The 18,626-nt window shown below is 72.3% G+C and carries 7 protein-coding genes and 1 pseudogene; 2 read left to right on the top strand and 6 right to left on the bottom strand.

The window, feature by feature from the left end; genetic code table 11:
• Nucleotides 1-1,485 (top strand): AI-2E family transporter (locus AN216_RS05650; RefSeq protein ID WP_420855690.1); only part of this gene is annotated, 1,485 nt, incomplete at its 5' end.
• Between the two features lie 45 nt (nucleotides 1,486-1,530).
• Here the strand turns inward: AN216_RS05650 and AN216_RS05645 are convergent.
• The 6 genes and pseudogenes from AN216_RS05645 to AN216_RS05620 all read right to left on the bottom strand — a co-directional run bounded on the left by AN216_RS05645 (nucleotide 1,531) and on the right by AN216_RS05620 (nucleotide 9,085).
• Nucleotides 1,531-3,336 carry an alpha/beta hydrolase gene (locus AN216_RS05645; RefSeq protein WP_244502336.1) on the bottom strand — a complete coding sequence of 602 codons (1,806 nt, stop codon included), beginning with the start codon at nucleotides 3,334-3,336 and terminating at the stop codon, nucleotides 1,531-1,533.
• Nucleotides 3,337-3,877: 541 nt separating this feature from the next.
• Nucleotides 3,878-4,099: pseudogene (locus AN216_RS05640) on the bottom strand (type II toxin-antitoxin system antitoxin); the annotation flags it as partial.
• A gap of 125 nt (nucleotides 4,100-4,224) precedes the next feature.
• Nucleotides 4,225-5,226 (bottom strand): SPFH domain-containing protein, encoded by a 1,002-nt coding sequence (locus AN216_RS05635; protein ID WP_079166297.1) that lies wholly within the window; start codon nucleotides 5,224-5,226, stop codon nucleotides 4,225-4,227.
• A 171-nt stretch (nucleotides 5,227-5,397) separates the two neighbouring features.
• Nucleotides 5,398-7,851, bottom strand: coding sequence for an ABC transporter permease (locus AN216_RS05630; RefSeq protein ID WP_079166296.1), 2,454 nt, complete (start codon nucleotides 7,849-7,851; stop codon nucleotides 5,398-5,400).
• The gene (locus AN216_RS05625) at nucleotides 7,848-8,564 is read right to left on the bottom strand and encodes an ABC transporter ATP-binding protein (RefSeq protein WP_070195481.1); all 717 of its coding nucleotides are present in this window, start codon (nucleotides 8,562-8,564) and stop codon (nucleotides 7,848-7,850) included. Before AN216_RS05625 ends, AN216_RS05630 begins: the two co-directional genes overlap by 4 nt.
• Nucleotides 8,561-9,085: a PadR family transcriptional regulator gene (locus AN216_RS05620; protein ID WP_070195480.1), complete on the bottom strand. Its 525-nt coding sequence runs from the start codon at nucleotides 9,083-9,085 to the stop codon at nucleotides 8,561-8,563. The genes AN216_RS05625 and AN216_RS05620 overlap by 4 nt, the downstream gene beginning before the upstream one ends.
• A gap of 478 nt (nucleotides 9,086-9,563) precedes the next feature.
• Between AN216_RS05620 and AN216_RS05615 the strand changes: the two genes are divergently transcribed.
• A complete protein-coding gene (locus AN216_RS05615) occupies nucleotides 9,564-18,602 on the top strand; it encodes a type I polyketide synthase (RefSeq protein ID WP_244502335.1) in 9,039 nt (3,012 codons plus the stop codon).
• The last annotated feature ends 24 nt before the right edge of the window (nucleotides 18,603-18,626 follow it).

Raw genomic sequence — 18,626 nt, 5'->3', positions numbered from 1 at the left:
GGACGGATGGCCGAGCGTCGCGCCCGTACGGTCGCAGCCGGGCCGGAGGAGCACGGCGACCGGGGCGGCGGCGCGCCGGCGGGCCGCACGGACACCGAACCGGAAACGGCTCGCGTGCCGGCACCACCCGCCTACGCCCCGGCGGTGCCGGCGAAGCCGGAACCAGCCGCGGTGATCCCGTGGGGGATGCGGGTGGCGGCCGAGGCCGGCTGGCGGCTGCTCGTACTCGCCGGTGTGCTCTACGTCCTGATGTCGGTGGTCAGCACGATCAGCCTGCTGATCATGTCGTTCGCCGCCGGTCTGTTGGTGACCGCGCTGATGCAGCCGACCGTGGCGCGACTGCGACGCCTCGGCCTCGGTCGGGGGCTGGCCACCCTGTTCACGTTCATCACCGGCTTCGTGGTGATGGGCCTGGTCGGCTGGTTCGTGGTCTGGCAGGTGATGGAGAACCTGCCGCGCCTCACCGAGCAGGTGCAGGACGGCATCGAGGAACTCAAGACCTGGGCGGTGGACGGCCCGTTCCACGTCTCCGAGGAGCAGATCAACAACATCGCGACCAATGTCAGCGACTGGCTCGGGGACAACAGCCAGGAGGTGACCTCCGCCGGTCTCGAGGGCGTAACCGTGATCTTCGAGTTCCTGTCCGGCGCGCTGCTGGCGATGTTCGTGACGCTGTTCCTGTTGTACGACGGGCGGACGATCTGGTCCTGGGTGCTGAAGTTCGTCCCCGCCTCCGCCCGCGAGGGGGTGGCCGGGGCCGGGCCACGCGCCTGGACCACCCTGACCGGATACGTCCGCGGCACGGTGATAGTGGCGCTGATCGACGCGGTGTTCATCGGCATCGGCCTGTACTTCCTGGACGTGCCGATGGCCGTCCCGCTGGCCGTCTTCATCTTCCTCTTCGCCTTCATCCCCATCGTCGGCGCCGTCATCTCCGGCGCGTTGGCCGTCGTGGTGGCGCTGGTCACCAACGACGTCGTCACCTCGATGATGGTGCTGGGGGTGGTGCTGGCCGTCCAGCAGATCGAGAGTCACATCCTGCAACCCTTCATCCTGGGCCGGCTCGTGCGGGTGCATCCGCTGGCCGTGGTGCTGGCCGTCACCGGCGGCGGCCTGGTCGCCGGGATTCCGGGCGCGGTGGTGGCGGTGCCGCTGGTGGCGGTCACCAACACCGGCGTGGGCTACCTGCGCGCGTACGCCCGGGAGCAGGCGCTGCAGGAGGGCACGCTCCCGGAGGGCCCGCCGGGCGCGACGGCCTCCCTGGTGGCCCCCGGCCTGGCACGGGGGTCCGCGGAGGGCCATCCGGCACGCGACTCCGCGATGCGGGGCACGCCTGGGGACGCGGCGGAACCGGGCGCCGCCCCGGGCCGTCCTTCGGCCGCCGGGGACGCCGGAGCCAGTGACCGTACGAGCAGCGGCGGTTCGGCCGGCGGCGACCCGGCACAGCGCGGCGATGAGGCCGGGGGCGGCGACCGGCCGGCGTGACGGGGCGTGACGTGACATGCCGTGGCGACCGGCGGGTGGCCTGGGTCAGTACGGCGCGTCCCGCTTGTCCATGAACTCCTGCAGCCGCTCGGTGTCCTCGTCCGACCAGTCGTCCGGCGGCAGTACGGCGGCCCACGCGGCAACCGAGGCGGTGCCGTACCGGTGGCCGTGCGGGGCGGAGACGCTGTAGGAGACCGCCATGTCCACGGTGGTCTGCCAGAACGTCACGAACGGCGCCCAGTTCACCTCGGTGGTGATGTCCGGACCCAGCGGGGCCCGCAGCCAGCGCGGGGGATTGACCGCCAGGTCGGGGGACCACCACACGATCGGGTCCGAGGCGTTCTGCAGGAAGACCACCCGGGGGCTTTCCCACCGCCCCTCCGGGCGAGCCAGATCGGCCTCTGGATACTGCGCGAACCGGAAGTGCCGCCCGTCCCGGTATTCCGGACGCCACACCGGGCTGCCGGCGTCCCGGTCCTCCGTCACCTCCCGGCGGATCGGCGAGGCGTGCGGTGAGCCGGCGAACACCGCACCGTCCACGCTCGCCAGTAGGTCCTCCGGGTCCTCGAACGCCGCCTCGACTCCGTACGCCCCCAGGCTCTCCCCGAACACCACCAGTTTCGGGCGTTCCTTCTCGGGCATCTCCCGCAGTCTGTCCCGTACGGCCTCCAGCAGCGCCCGGTTCGCCTTGCCCGCCTGTTCCTTGTCCAGCAGGAAGGAGAGCCAGCTGGGCAGGTAGGAGTACTGCATCGCGACGATGGCGGTGTCGCCGCCGTACATGTACTCCAGCGGTTCGGCGTCCGTGGAGTTGATCCAGCCGCGCCCGGTGGTCCCGGCGACCGCCAGAACCTCACGCCGGAAGCCGCCGGTGCGCTCGAGTTCGGCCACGGCCAGCCGGGCGCGCGCGGCGTACGTCTCGGCGGCGCGCTGACCGACGTACACCCGGACGGGAGGACGGGCCGGGCGGCCGGTGACCTGGGCGATCTGCTTACGGGAGAGGGTGGAGCCGGTGAAGTTCCGACCCTCGTAACCCAGGTCGTCCCAGGCCACGAGAGAGTCCGGGCTGCCCGAGACGTACCGTGAACCGGACTGCGTGACGCCGTCCTTGGTGCTCTGGTCGGTGGCGGCGGCGATCCGGGAGACGATGCCGACTACCCCGCGGTCGAAGACCACGTCCCGACTGCCGACCGTGACGAGCGTGGCGCTGACCAGCAGGCCCGCCACCACCGCGACCGGTCGGGGCACGAAGCGACCCAGCACCCGGATGAGCGCGCGGGTGCCGAGGCGTATCCCGCGGGCGAGCAGCAGCAACAGGGCACAGAGCGCCCCGGCCATCAGCGTGATCATCATGGCGTGCCAGGTCAGCGACGCCGGGAGCTCCTGCAGCCGGCGCAGGTCGCGCTGCATGCGCGCGCTCTCGGACAGGCAGTAGACGGTCAGCAGCGGGCTGAGCAGGAAGTAGATCTGCCAGACGTGCGCACGGGCGCGGTCGGTGTCGTACGGGCGCGGGCGCGGGTTGGCGCCGGCTTGCGCGGTGGTGGCACGGCGGAGGAGTCGGCGGAACAGTCGGGGAAGCCCACGGGGCAGGGAAAGGGGGGCGCCGCGAAGCCTCGCCCGGACGAGCGCGCTCCGGAGCGCCGCCCGGACGAGGGCGCCGGTGAGGGCCCCGAGGGCGTAGCCGATCGAGGCGGTTATCCCGCCGATGAGGCCCTGCAGATACCACGGCCGGGGCACCAACGACGGGGTGAGGGACAGCCAGAAGAACACGGTGGCCACGCAGAGCGCCGTCAGGTCCGGCCAGCGGCGCACGACGTACGACGGATCGGCGGGCGTGAGGTAGGGCCGTCGCACGAAGCGCAGCAGGAGCCGCCGGGCGGAGCGTGCCCTGGACCGGAGCGGACCGTGGTGGTCCGCGGCCGACTCGACGGATGGCGGTCGGACAGGTGCTGGTTGGACGGGCGGTGCGGCTGACGCCGGCGGCTCGACCGGCACCGTCACTGGTCGGGGCCGTCCGTTCGCGCTGTCCGTACCGCCGTGTCGCGAGCGCTCCGGTGCGGGACTCGTCGGGCCACCGGTGCCGGTGATGCTGTGTCGGACTCTCAGCCCGTCGGGACGACGCTCCGGTCCTCGCCGCACAGCACCGCCCTCCTGGATCCTTGTCGCGTGCCCGCCACCGACTGGTTCGGCTTGGCGTTCCCTGTCGCTGACGCGACTGCCGGACAGCGGGTTGAGTCAGACCAAGGTGAGGTACGCGGTATTTCGGAAGGTGCCGTCACGCGGGGCGATCGGCGTACGGATCGGGCGTCGTGTGAGGCTCACAGCCGGCGCGGGAAGCGTGATCCGGCGCATCCGGCACCTGCGGCACGGCCAGTACAGCCAGTACGGTCCGCCGTCACTCCCGTTCCCGTGGCGGACGGCCGCGCTTCGCCGGTGGCCCGGTGTCCCCGGGCAGCCGGCCCGCGTCCCGTAGGGCCTGTCGAAGCAGGTAGTCGATCTGGGCGTTGGTCGATCGGAGCTCGCCGGCCGCCCAGCGAGCGAGGGCGTCGTGTACGGCCGGGTCGAGCCGGAGCAGCACCTGCTTGCGTTGTCGTCGGGGAGCGCGGGTCCGGGCGGCGGACTCCGCCGGTGTCGTGTCCGTCCCGAACGGGCCCGCCCCCTCCTCGCCGTCCGAGTCGCACCCGGCGGGCCCCGCACCGGCCCCGGGGGGCTCGCCACGCTCGCTGGGCTCGTCCGCGTCCGTCATTGATACAGCGTGCCGGTGTTCATGACGGGTTGGGGTGAGCGGTCGCCGCAGAGCACGACCAGCAGGTTGCTGACCATGCTGGCCCGGCGCTCGTCGTCCAACTCGACGAAGTCCTCCGTCTCGAGGCGCCGCATCGCGTCCTCCACCATCCCGACCGCGCCGTCCACGATGGTCTGCCGGGCGGCCACCACCGCACCGGCCTGCTGCCGTTGCAGCATCGCGGAGGCGATCTCCGGAGCGTAGGCGAGGTGCGTGAACCGGGACTCGACGATGGTGACGCCCGCTGAACGTACCCGTGCCGTGAGTTCGACGGCCAGCTTCTCCGTGATCTCCTCGGCGTTGCCACGCAGGGAGAGTTGGTCGTCGTCGTGCGCGTCGTACGGGTACTCGATGGCGATGTGCCGGACCGCGGCCTCCGTCTGGGTGGACACGAACTCGACGTAGTCGTCCACCTCGAAGGTGGCCTGCGCGGTGTCGGTGACCTGCCAGACCACGACCGCCGCCAGCTCGATCGGGTTGCCGTAGGCGTCGTTGACCTTGAGCACCGCGGTCTCGTGGTTGCGCACCCGGGTGGAGATACGGGTCCGGGTGGTCAGCGGGTTGACCCAGCGCAGGCCGTCGACCCGCAGGGTGCCGGTATAGCGCCCGAAAAGCTGTACGACCCGGGCCTCCCCGGGCGCCACCATGTTGAGTCCGCACATGGCGAAGACCGAGCCCAGCAGGGTGACGGCACCGACGATGATCAGGACGATGCCCAGCGCGCTCTCGCTGGCGAGGACGGCGCCGAAGACGGTCACCCCAGCGCCGAGGAGCACGCCGAGCAGCCCGAGGGACAGTGCGAGCGCGCCGGGTGCGCTGGTGGCCGTGGTCTCCCGCACCTGGGGCGCGGGGGTTCCGGGCGGTTCGGGCGCCCGGCCTCCGGACGTGTCCCGCTCACCGGGGGTGGCTGCCTTCTGGGTGGTCTGGGTGGTCGGGTCGCTGGGTCGACTGTCGCTCATGGGAGTCCCCCGATCCTTTACGGCCGCGGTCACGGCCTCATTAGCAAAGTGATATCACTTTATCGTACGAGCCGTTGTCCGAACAGCCCGAAGTCCTTCGGGGATGTGAGGGCCGGCCCGGGCACCCCCTGTGTGCCCGGGCCGGCCACCGCACCGCTTGGGCGGCGCGCGCTATTCCGTACGAAGCCCGTCCGGCCGCATCATCCGCCACAGCACGGGCGCGCTCAGCAGCGTCACCAGCAGGATGAGCAGGCCACCGAGACTGGCCAGACCGCCGATCGCCAGCCAGTCGACGCTCATCGGCACCCCCGCCAACTGCAGGAGCAGCAGGCCGAGCCCGACACCGGTGGCCGCCGCCAGGGCCACGCCCAGCAGGATCGGGATGGCGTTCTGCCAGAACACCGACCAGCCGAGGGTCGAGCGTCGGGTGCCGAACGCCACCAGAACGGACAACAGCCGCTTGCGCTCCCGCAACTGCTCCAGCGTGGAGATCGTCAGGCTCGCGCCGATCAGCAGCAGCAGAGCGGCTGACGCGGCGTATATACCGCGCTTGATCGCCGCGAACTCCTGCGAGACGCGGGTGTCCGTCTGGTTGAACGTGTCGGCCGCCATGGAGAAGCGGGCCGCGGTGTTCCGTACGTGCTCAGTCGTGTCCTCGTTCCCCGGATCGGTGCGCACGTGGACGTCGGAGTATCCCTGCGTCAACCGGGTGTCGTCCACGGCTTCCGGGGTCGTCAGGATTCCGGAGGTGACGCTGAAGTCGTCGTGGGCCTGGTGAGAGGACACCGGTCGAGCGTCCTCGGGCAGCTTCCACCGCTCGGCCCGTCCCTTGTCGCCGGACTTCGCGTCCCCGGCGGGGTCGTCCATGGCGTACGTGGTGCCCGGCTTCGGCGTGGCCCCGGGGTCGGAGTCCGTGACGACGAAGGTGTCACCCGGCTCGCAGGAGTCGATCTTCGCGAGAGTGCGTAGCGAGGCACAGTCGCCCACGGTGACCGAGTCCTCCATGCCATCCGGGCCCGCGTCGGCGGGGATGGCGAAGCTCGAGGTCAGCGCGATCGTCTCGCGCACGCCCTGAGACCGGTCCAGATCCGCACGCAGTGCCTCCGCCGTGGCGTGTTCCTGGGCGGGGGTGGACACCAGCAATTGGCTGTCGAACCGTGGCCCTCCGGAGAGTGTCGTCTCGTCCTCCTGCACGGCGCCGAAGAGCACCTGTAGCGCGATCGCCCCGGCGATGGCCACTGTGACCCCACTCACCGCACGCGCGGACGTGCCACTGTCCAACTGGAGCCGACGCACGGCCAGTTGTAGCGCGACCGGGCCGCCACGGGTCCGGCGCACGACCGATTCCACCAGCCAGGGCAGCAGCGCGGTGACCCCTACCAGGATCAGTACGACGGCGGCGGCGAGCTGGAACGTGTCGACATCGCTCTGCGTCTCCCCCTCGGCGAAGCCGCCGAGGTAGGGCAGTAGCAGTGCCACGCCGAGGAGCATGGGCAGCACCCGCCACCACAGCCGGCGCTTCCGGGTCGGGGTCTGGCGCACCACGCCGAGCGGTTCGATGACGACCCCCCGCAGCGCGAGCAGCGTCACGGCGATCGCGCAGCCCGGCACGGCGATCGCCAGCAGCGCGGTGAGCCCCGGATGCGGGAGGAGGTCCGAGGAGTACAGGCTCAGGCCCTGTACACGCACCGCGGTAGCGGACTCGCGCAACAACAGGAAGAACACCCCGCCCACCGCCAGGCCGAGCAGCGAGCCTCCGGCGGCCTCGCCCGCCGCGATTCTGCGCGTCATCCGGGTGTCCGCGCCCGTCAGCCGCAGCGCGGCCAGGCGTCGGTCCCGTCGCTCCCCGCCGAAGCGGACCGCGGCGGCGATGAACGCGCCCACGGGCAACAGCAACACGACACACGCCACCACGATGAGCAGCATCAGTGCTGCCGGCAACGGTTGGGACTCCCCCTCCTGCGGGCCGTACCCGTCCACACGAGACGCGGTGTCGCTCGTCAGGTCGTCCGAACCCGCGTAGAACGCCAACTCCTGCGGCCCCGCCAGCCCCTCCTTGGAGATGGTGCCGGTGATCTCGCCGGGGACGCGGGGTTTCAGGAGGTCCCCCTCGGAGGATCGCAGGAGCTCCCGCAGCTTCGGCGAGACGACGACCTCGCCGGGCTCGGGAATCGCCTCCAACCCCGCTGGTACGGGCGGCTGTTCGCCGTCCGGGTCGAGAATCCGGCCGCGTACGCTCTCGCCTCGGAACTCGGTGTTGGCGGTGTCGCTGAGGAGCGTCTGGTCGGACTTCCGGGGCTCCTCCTGGAAGGTGCTGGTCGGCGTCCAGGAGGCCTTGCGCGCGTCCTGCGCCTCCATCATGTGCGGCACGGAGGCGGCGAACAGGAGCACCGCCACGCCGACTCCCACGCCGACGCTCGTCAGGCAGGTGCGCAGCCAGCCCTCCCGGCCGCCGCCGAAGGCGAAGCGGAGCCCCATGGCGATGTCGTCGAACCATCCGCGCAGGCTGGGCCGGCGTGCCGGGTCGTGTGCCGTCCGGCTGTCGGGGCCCGAACCGGGCGTCCCTCCGGCCTCGGCCTCGGCCGCGCCGTCGGCCGCTCGTGGCTCGGTCCTCGTGCCGCTCATGCGAGGGCCGCCATGTCCCGGGCGCTGCCGTCCCGTACGACGATCTCGCGGTCGGAGTACGCCGCCACCCGGGCCTCGTGGGTGACCAGGACGACGGCCGTGCGGGACTCCTTGGCGGAGTCCGTGAGCAGGTCCATCACCCGCTCGCCGTTCAGCGAGTCGAGTGCCCCGGTCGGTTCGTCGGCGAAGATCACGCTGGGGTCGCCCACCAGGGCGCGGGCGATGGCCACGCGTTGCCCCTGGCCTCCGGAGATCTGGCCGGGCCGGTGGTGGCGGACGTCCTCGACCTCGAGCCGCTCCAGCCAGTGAGTGGCCCGCTCCTCCGCCGCCCTGCGCTTGGCGCCGGCGAGCCGAAGGGGCAGCGCGACGTTTTCCGTGCAGGTCAACTCGGGGACGAGCTGGCCGAACTGGAAGACGAAGCCGAAGTCCCTGCGGCGCAGCGCGCTGCGCTCGGCGTCCGACATGCTGGACATCTCCTGCTGCCGGTAGTGCACCGTGCCGGAGTCCGGCGGCACGATGCCCGCGAGGCAGTGCAGCAGGGTCGACTTGCCGGAGCCGGACGGGCCCATGACGGCCACCACCTCGCCGGCGCGCACGGACAGGTCCGCGCCGGCCAGCGCGGCGGTGCTGCCGTACGTCTTGTGCAGGCCGCTGGCGGCGAGCAGTGCCGTCGTGGCGGTGGGGGGTGTGACGGTGGTGGCTGGTGCGGTCATGCCAGCACCTCCTTAGCGAGTTTCTCGAGCCGACTGCCGGCGGTTTCCAGCCAGCGCAGATCGGCTTCCAGGTGGAACAACGCGTGGTCGCAGATGAGTTGGTCGGCCAGGTCGCCGCCCTTCTTGCGGCGGGTGAGGTCCCGCATGAGCCGCAAGTGCTCCGCGCGTTGGGTATCGAGCAGTTCGCCGGCGTCCCTGCCGGTGAGCATGGCGAGCACGACCTTGGTGTAGAGGGTGCTCTGGAGGTACGGCTCGGGCTTCTCCGGCGTCGTGAGCCACGTCTGCACGTCGGTGACCCCGGCGTCCGTGATGGCGTATCGCTTGCGCTCCGGGCCGCCGCCGGCCTCGACGCCGTCGACCTCCACGAGGCCGTTCTTCAGGAGTCGGGACATCGTCGAGTAGACCTGGCCGTAGTGCAGCTGGCGGTCGTGACCGAAGCGCTCGTCGAAGGCCCGCTTGAGGTCGTAGCCATGCCGCGGACCTGCCTCCAGGAGGCCGAGCAGGGTGTGACTGATGGACATGCGAAGGACTCTACACCATGTGTATACCTTCGATGTATAGACGTGGTGGAGAGTGCGCTCGAGGTCCTGGGCGGTCTCAATCGGGCACGCTGAGCTGGCCGTTCGTCGCGCGGCGGAGGTGTCGGCCCGTCAGCGGCGCTCAGGGGTCCGAACGGTCGGCGGAGTCCCGCCGATTTTCTGGAGATATCCCCAGACCACGCCGCGGGTGGTGCGGAGCTGGGCCCCGGCGCCGGGAGGATGGGACGCGAATCGTCGGCCGCTGGATCCTGGAAAGTGGTGCGGGGCGGCCGTACGGGTCGTAGGGCCTTCCGGGCGGCGTGGACCGACCGTCGGCGGAGCAGGGGAGCGCGACCGGCGGGCAAGACTAGGGGTTTCCGCGTCGGCCGTGCGTTTCACTTGTCAGCTGGCGGACGTGTGTGGCTGTCCCGGTACGCGGGGCCCAAATGCGCGTGGCGTTGGGCAGCAGAAGGGGACGTTCATGACACTGGGCTATATTCTCGGCGGCGGAATAGCCCCTCAGACCAGTAGTGGCGTGGGGCTGTACGAGCGCTACCAGGTGGTCCGCAGGTGCTACCAGGAGGTGTCCGAGTACACCGGTCTCACCATCGACCAGATCCTGTACGACGAGTTGCCGCACGAGCAGGACCCCTCCCTCGGTGACAGCATCGCCGTCATCCGGGAGGCCGCCATGGCCCTCGGCATCCACGACGTCCTCGCCGAGCACGGCATCCGTCCCACCGTGGTCAGTGGCGTCAGCCTCGGCGACCTGGTCGGCTCGTGTGTGGCCGGATCGCTCAGCCGCCGTGAGCTGTTCCGGATGCTCATCCGCATCCGGGACTATCCCGGACCGCCGGAGGACCTTCCCCCCACGGGTGTGGCGCTCGCCTTCATCCCGGTCGAGCACGACCTCGCGCACTACTACGGCAAGCGGCGCAAGGGCGTGTACCTCGCCGCCGACTTCGGCACCACGGTCAACGGCTCCAAGCGGCTCACGATGCTCGCCGGCTACAAGAGCGCGCTCAAGGAGCTGGAGGCGGAGGCCCCGCCCGGCGTGGTCGCCGTACTCGACGACGTGAACATGGCGTTGCACTCCCCGCTGGCCCAGCACGCCTCCGACTTCATCGAACCCGTCGTCAAGGGGCTGGACATCCGGGACCCCCAGGTTCCGGTCTACTCCTCGCTGCACCGGGAGCCGGTGCTGTCCGCGGACGCGGTGCGCGATCTCTTCCGGGAGAACATGCTCCGGCCGGTGAGCGTCGAGCACGTGCTGTCCGAGATGAAGCAGGACGGCACCAAGCTCGGGCTGGTCTTCGGGCCCGCGTTGCCCGAGGGTGTCGTCGAGTTCGCCCTGCCCGTCGTCCACATCGAGTCGCCGGAAGGCATGATGAAGGCGATCGAGGCGACGCGCGAACTGCGGGCCGACCCGAACGCCGGCCGTGACTCCAGGGTGTTCACCGTGTGGGACGGCGATCCGCTGGAGGACGCGGTGCGCGAGCCCGCGGCCACCGGCGAACGGGTCGCCGCCGGCGGTACGACGGGCGGCACGGACGCCGACCAACAGCCCGGCCAGGCCACGCCGGCGAAGGGCACCGCCACCGGCGGCGCGGACGACTCGCCGTTGCACTTCGACCACGACGCCGAGTCCAGCCAGACCACCATCCTCCGGGTGTGGGACCTGCTGAGGCAGTGGGACGGAGGCGAGGACACGGCCGGGGACACGGCGCCCGAGTCGAGTCGAGCGTCCGAGCCGGCTTCCGCGGGAACGGCTTCCGCCGTCGAGGGGACGGGGGCGGCCGACTCCGTGCCCGGCCCGACGGAGCCGCCCGGCACGCCCGACACCACGGACGGCGAGCCCCTCGAACCGGCGACCCGTCACCTGAGAGTGCCGGCGGACCTGGAACCCCGACTGAGTCCGGGGCGGGAGAACCCTCCCGAGGAGGACGCCGGTGCCTTCGAGCCGCCGGCCGAGTCGGTCCGGGGGGAGCCTGCCCTGCCGGAGCCCGCCGCGTCAGAGGCTGTCCGACCGGAGCCCGCAGAGGCGGAGCCGGCCGGGTGGGGGCCGATCGAAGGCGGCACCGAGGAGCCCTCGCCCGAGTCCAACGTGACGCAGACGCTGCGGATATGGGACCTGGAGGACTCCTCGGAAGCCGCCGACGCCGAGCCGGTACCCGCCGCGGCGCGGGCCACCGGGCGTACGGCCGCGGAAGCGGCGATCGCCGAACGCAAGGCCGCGGAGGAGGCCATAGCCGAGCGGACGCGCCAGGAATCGCTCCACAGGGAACCGGTGGCTTCCGCACCGGAGTCCGTACCGGAGCCGGTCAGCCCGGAGCCGGTGGCCGCCGCTCCCGCGTCCGAGTCCGAGCCGGTCAGCCCGGAGCCCGAGCCGGTCAGCCCGGAGCCGGTCGCCGCCGCTCCCGCGTCCGAGTCCGAGCCGGTCAGCCCGGAGCCGGTCGCCGCCGCTCCCGCGTCCGAGTCCGAGCCGGTCAGCCCGGAGCCGGTCGCCGCCGCGACGGGCCCCCAGGCGACCGAGGCCGACGCTGCCGAGTCCGTGCCAGCCGAGCCCGAGCCCGAACCCGAGCCAGTCGAAGCCGAAGCGCCTGGTCTCCCGGCGGACCTCGCCGACCTGCCCGCGTACGAACAGCAGCGCATCCTGGGTGAGCTGGTGCGTACGGTCGCCGCCTCGGTGCTGCGCGACCCCGCGGAAGCGATCGACGCCCAGAGCACCTTCCTCGACCTCGGCCTGGACTCCTTGGCCGCGGTGAACCTGCACCGCCAACTCACCGCGACCACCGGGCTCGAGCTGCCCGTGACCGTGGCGTTCGACTATCCGAGCGTGAGCGTGCTGGCCGAGCATCTGCACGACGTGTTCACCGGTTCCGACACCGCGACCGGGGTCCCCGTGCATGCCGGTGCGGGAGTTGACGACCCGATCGCCATCATCGGTATGAGCTGCAAGTTCCCCGGCGGCGTCGACTCACCGGAGGCTCTGTGGGAGCTGGTCTCCGACGGCGTCGACGCCATCTCGGAGTTCCCCACCAACCGCGGCTGGGACATTGACGGGGTGTACGACCCCGACCCGGAGAAGGCCGGCAAGACCTACACCCGCGAGGGCGGGTTCCTGCACGACGCCGGTGACTTCGACCCCGGCCTGTTCGGCATCGGCCCGCGCGAGGCGCTGGGCATGGACCCGCAGCAGCGGCTGATGCTGGAGGGCTCATGGGAGGTCTTCGAACGCGCCGGCATCGACGTGACCTCGCTGCGCGGCAGCCGTACGGGCGTCTTCGCGGGCATGATCGGGAACGACTACAACCCCGGCCTGCGCAGCATGAAGGACGGCCTGGAGGCGTACTTCCTCACCGGCAACGAGAACAGCGTCACCTCCGGCCGGGTCGCCTACACCTTCGGCTTCGAGGGCCCGGCGATGACGGTCGACACCGCCTGCTCCTCCTCGCTTTCCGCGCTGCACCTCGCGGCGCAGTCGCTGCGGGACGGCGGCTGCACCATGGCGGTGGTCAGCGGCGTCACCATCGTGCCGACCCCCTTCGCCTTCGCGGCCTTCAGCCGGCAGGGCGGTCTGGCCAAGGACGGCCGCTGCAAGGCGTTCGGTGACGGCGCGGACGGCACCACCTGGTCCGAGGGCATCGGCGTGCTGCTGGTCGAGCGACTGTCCGACGCGCAGCGCAACGGCCACGAGGTGCTGGGTGTCGTCCGCGGTTCGGCGGTCAACCAGGACGGCGCCAGCAACGGCCTCACCGCGCCCAACGGCCGTGCCCAGGAACGGGTGATCCGGCAGGCGCTCGCCAACGGCGGCCTGAGCCCGGACAAGGTCGACGCCGTCGACGCGCACGGCACCGGTACGGCGCTCGGCGACCCCATCGAGGCGAACGCGCTGATGGCCACCTACGGCCGGTCCCGGACAGCGGAACGACCGCTGTGGCTCGGCTCGTTCAAGTCGAACGTCGGACACACCCAGGCGGCGGCCGGTGTCGGCGGCATCATCAAGATGCTGATGGCGATGCGGCACGGAACGCTGCCCAGGACCCTGCACGTGGACACCCCGTCCAGCTACGTCAACTGGGACTCCGGCGCGATCGAGCTGCTGCGGGAGCCGGTGCCGTGGCCGAAGCCAGAGCACGGCCCGCGTCGGGCCGGGGTCTCGTCGTTCGGTGTGAGTGGCACGAACGCCCACGTGATCGTCGAGGAACCGCCGCGGCCCGAGCCGGCGGAGCCCGAGCCGGCGGGAACCGCGGCCGGAGACGGCGCGCCCGCCGGCCGTACGCCGGACATCCTGCCCTGGCTGCTCTCCGGGAAGAACGACGCCGCGCTGCGTGCTCAGGCCGAGCGCCTGCACGCGTACGTCACCGAGCGCCCGGAACTGCGACCCGCCGACGTGGCTTACGCGCTGTCCACCACCCGCGCCGGGCTGGACAGCCGCGGCGTCGTGGTCGGGACGGACCGGCGGGGCCTGCTGGACGGACTCGCCGCCCTCGCCCAGGAGGACGGCATGGCCGCCGGGGTGGTACGCGGCCGGGTCACCGGCGGCAAGGTCGCCTTCCTCTTCTCCGGGCAGGGCAGCCAGCGCCCGGGGATGGGGAGCGAGCTGTACGACGCGTACCCGGTGTTCGCGAAGACCTTCGACGAGGCGTGCCGCTACCTGGACGAGCGGCTCGACGAGTCGATCCGGGACGTGGTCTTCGGCACCGAGACGATGCCGGCCGGTGACCTGCTGAACCAGACGATGTTCACCCAGGCCGCGCTGTTCGCCCTGGAGATCTCGCTCTACCGGCTGCTGGAGGACTGGGGCGTGCGCCCCGACTACCTCGTCGGCCACTCCATCGGGGAGATCGCGGCGGCCTGCGCCGCCGGGGTGCTGTCCCTACAGGACGCCTGTGCGCTGGTCGCCGCGCGTGGCCAGTTCATGCAGGAGCTGCCGGTCGGCGGCGCCATGATCGCCGTACAGGCCACCGAGGCGGAACTGCTTCCCGAACTGGCCGGGCGCGAGGCGGAGTTGTCCATCGCCGCGATCAACGGCCCGAACTCCGTGGTGCTGTCCGGCGACGAGCAGCCGGTGCTGGAGATCGCCGAGCGTTGGGCGGCCGGCGGCCGTAAGACCAAGCGGCTGCGGGTCAGTCACGCCTTCCACTCCCCGCGGATGGAGGGCATGCTGGACGACTTCCGCCGGGTCGCGGAACTGCTGGTCTACCAGGTGCCGAGCATCCCGGTGGTCTCCAACGTCACCGGCGCGCTGGCCAGCGTGGACGAGCTGCGCGACCCGGAGTACTGGGTGCGGCACGTGCGGCAGGCCGTACGCTTCGCCGACGGCGTGGGCACCCTGGAGGCCGAGGGCGTCAGCACCTTCCTGGAGCTGGGGCCGGACGGGACGCTGTCCGCGATGGGCCAGGAGTGCCTGGCGGACGCCCCGGACACGGCGTTCGTGGCACTGACCCGCGGCGACCGCTCGGAGACCCGTACCCTCACCGAGGGTCTGGCGCGGGCCCAGGTGCGCGGCGTGCCGGTGGACTGGCCGGCGTACTGGCGCGGACTGGAAGCCAGCCGGGTGGAGTTGCCGACGTACGCCTTCCAGCACGAGTGGTTCTGGTTCGAGCAGTCCTCGGCCACGACCGGGGATGTCGGCGGCGCCGGGCTCACCTCCGTCGACCATCCGCTGCTGGGGGCCGCGGTGGAGGTGGCCGACGGGACACAGACCGTGCTGACCGGCCAACTGTCGCTGCGCGCCCAGCCGTGGCTGGCCGACCACCGGGTCTCCGGGCACGTGATCTTCCCCGGTACGGGCTTCGTGGAGCTGGCGCTGCGCGCGGGCGACGAGACCGGCTGCGACCGGCTCGCCGACCTGACGCTGGAGGCGCCGCTGCTGATCCCCGAACCGGGCGGTGTGCAGGTGCAGGCGGTCGTCGGCGAGGAGGACGCCAGCGGACACCGGGCGTTGAACGTGTACTCGCGGCCGCTGGACGACGCCGTGGACGGCGAGTGGACCCGGCACGCCAGCGGCGCGTTGACGGCGGCGGACCCCGCAGCCGGTACGGACCTGCGGCAGTGGCCGCCGGCCGGCGCGGAGCAGATCGAACTGGGTGACCTGTACGGCGAGCTGGCGGCCAGCGGATACGGCTACGGCCCGGTTTTCCAGGGCGTACGGGCCGCCTGGCGGCTCGACCAGGACGTCTACGCCGAGGTCGCGCTGCCGGACGCGGCGGCCGGCGACGCCGAACGCTTCGGACTGCACCCGGCCGTACTGGACGCGACCCTGCACGTGCTGGAGCACGGCGACTTCGTCGACGCCCCGGCCGGCGCCGTCACCCTCCCCTTCGCCTTCTCCGGGGTGTCGCTGCACGCCGTGGGCGCGGGCCGGGTGCGGGTACGCCTGCGCTCCAGCGGGCCCGACGCGGTGTCTCTGGCGGTGGCCGACGCCACCGGCGAACCGGTCGCCTCCGTGGACTCCCTGATAGTGCGCGAGATCTCCACCGACAGCCTGGGCGCGAGCGAGCGCAACCGGGCCGACGGCTCGCTGTTCCACCTCGACTGGGAGCCGGTGCCGGCCTCCGCCGGCGCGGACGTGCCGGTCGGCGCGTGGGCGCTGCTCGGCACCGACACGTTCGGGCTCGCCCCGGCACTGTCCGGCGCCGGCGTGGTCAGCACTCCGTACGCCGATCTCGCCGCGCTCGGCGCTGCCGTGGCCGCGGGCGACGCGGCACCCGCCGTCGTGTGGGCGTCGTACGGCACGGAGCCGGCGGTCGCCGCGGAGCTGACCGCGCCGGGCGCGGCCGGGCTGCCGGACACGGCGCGGCGGAACACCCGCGAGCTGCTGGAGCTGCTGCAACAGTGGCTGGCGGACAGCCGGTTCGGCTCCGCGAAGCTGGTCATCGGCACCCGGGGCGCCGTCGCGACCGGCCCCGGCGAGCCCGTGTCGGACCTGCCCAACGCCCCGCTGTGGGGGCTCATCCGCTCCGCCGTCACGGAGAACCCGGACCGCTTCCTGCTGCTTGATCTGGACCGCCACGAGGGCTCGCTGCCCGCCGTGATCACGGCGGTCGCCAGCGGCGAGAGCGAACTCGCCGTCCGTGGCGGGGAGCTGTTCACCCCGCGCCTGACGCGTACGGCCGGCAGCGAGCTGGTTCCCCCGGCCCTCTCGGCCTGGCAGCTGGACACGCTGGGCGGCGGCACGCTGGAGAGTCTGGCGCTGGTCGAGAACCCGACGGCTGCCTCCGCGCTGGAACCCGGCGAGGTACGCGTCGAGGTGCGGGCCGCCGGCCTGAACTTCCGCGACGCGCTGATCGCGCTCGGGATGTACCCGGACGACAAGGCCCGGATGGGCATCGAGGGCGCCGGCGTGATCGCGGAGGTCGGTGCCGATGTCACCGAACTACGGCCAGGAGACCCGGTCTTCGGCATGTTCGACGCGGCCTTCGGCCCGCTCGCGGTCGCCGACGCCCGTACGGTCGCGCGAATGCCGCGGCACTGGACCTTCGCCCAGGCCGCCTCGGTGCCGATCGTGTTCCTGACGGCCTACTACGGGCTGGTCGACCTCGGCCGGCTGCGGCCCGGCGAGAAGGTGCTGGTGCACGCCGCGGCCGGTGGCGTCGGCATGGCCGCCTCGCAGCTGGCGCGGCACCTGGGCGCCGAGGTGTACGCCACGGCCAGCCCCGGCAAGTGGGACACCCTGCGGGCGAACGGCTTCGACGACGCGCACATCGCCAACTCGCGGACCCTCGAGTTCGAGGACCGCATCCTGGGCGCCACCGGCGGCGAGGGCGTTGACCTGGTCCTGGACTCGCTCGCCCGGGAGTTCGTGGACGCCTCGCTGCGGCTGCTGCCCCGGGGCGGCCGGTTCCTGGAGATGGGCAAGATCGACATCCGGGACCCGGAGGTCGTGGCCGCCCAGCACCCCGGCGTCGCCTACCAGGCGTACGACCTGATCGACGCCGGCCCGGACCGTATCCGGCACATGCTCGGCCAGCTCGTCGAGCTGTTCGAGAGCGGGCAGCTGCACACCCTGCCGGTCACCGCCTGGGACATCCGCCGCTCCGCCGACGCGCTGCGCTTCCTCAGCCAGGGCAAGCACGTCGGCAAGCACGTGCTGACCCTGCCGGTGCCCAGCGACCCCGAGGGCACCACCCTGGTGACCGGCGGTACGGGCGCGCTGGGCGCGCTGATGGCCCGGCACCTCGTACACGAGCACGGCGTACGCCACCTGCTGCTCGCCTCCCGGCGTGGCCAGGAGGCGGCGGGCGCGGCGGAGCTGCGTGCCGAATTGGCCGCGGCCGGTGCCTCGGTGACCATCGCGGCCTGCGACGTGACCGACCGGGAAGCGCTGTCCCGGCTGCTCGCCTCGGTGCCCGCGGAGCACCCGCTGACCTCGGTCGTGCACACGGCCGGCGTGCTGGACGACGCCACGGTCGCCTCGCTCACCCCGGAGGGCGTCGACCGGGTCTTCCGCCCGAAGGTGGACGCCGCCGGTCACCTGCACGACCTGACCCGGCACCTGGACCTGTCGCAGTTCGTGCTGTTCTCCTCGGTCGCCGGCGTGTTCGGCAGCCCCGGCCAGGGCAACTACGCCGCCGCGAACGCCTACCTGGACGCGCTCGCCGCGCACCGGCGTACGCTCGGCCTGCCCGCCGTCTCGCTGGCCTGGGGGCCGTGGGAGCAGGCCGGCGGCATGACCGGCACGCTCGGCGAGGCCGACATGGTCCGGATGGCCCGCGAGGGGATGGCCCCGGTCACGCACGCCCGTGGTGCCCAACTCTTCGACGAGGCACGGCACTCGGGCAACGCGGCGGTGGTGCCGATGCGGCTGGAGACCAGCGCGTTCAAGGGTCAGACGGCCGTCCCGCCGCTGCTGCGCGGTCTCGTACGCGCCAAGGTGCGGCGTACGGCGGACAGCGGCGCGGCGGCTCCGGAGGCGAGCCCGGGCCAGTTCGCGGGCCTCACGGGAGCCGAGCTGGACCACGCGCTGCTGGAGCTGGTGCGTACGTGCGCGGCCACCGTGCTGGGACACAGCGGACCGCAGGCGGTGGAGCCGGACCGGTCGTTCCGTGACCTGGGCTTCGATTCGCTGGCGGCCGTGGAGTTCCGGAACCGGCTCAACCCCGCTACCGGTCTGCACCTGCCGCCCACCGTGGTGTTCGAGTACGCCACGCCGGTCGCGCTGGCGGAGTTCCTGCGCGACGAGGTCGCCACCGAGGCCGACGTCGCCGGGGACACCGGTGCCACAGCCCCGGCCTCCCAGGACGAGGCGGAGGAGACCCGGGTCCGGCGCACCCTGGCCAGCATCCCGCTGGCGAAACTGCGCGGCTCCGGGCTGCTGGACGCGCTCGTCGGCCTGGCGGAGGGCGCGGAGGTCTCCGTCACCACCGGCCCCGGTGCTCCGGGCGGTTCGGCCGGCCCGGGTCAGCCGGCCGAGCCCGGTGCGGCGGTGGAAGCCGAGCGGCCCGAGAAGGTGGACGTCGACTCGATGGACGCCGATGACCTGATCCGGATGGTGCTGGAGGACTCCGAGTCCTGATGCGGCGTGGAGTGAGGAAAACCT

This window comes from Streptomyces oceani, assembly GCF_001751245.1.
Classification (GTDB): domain Bacteria; phylum Actinomycetota; class Actinomycetes; order Streptomycetales; family Streptomycetaceae; genus Streptomyces; species Streptomyces oceani.
Note: the sequence above shows the minus strand (reverse complement) of the source record. Positions and strands in the feature narration are given on the sequence as shown.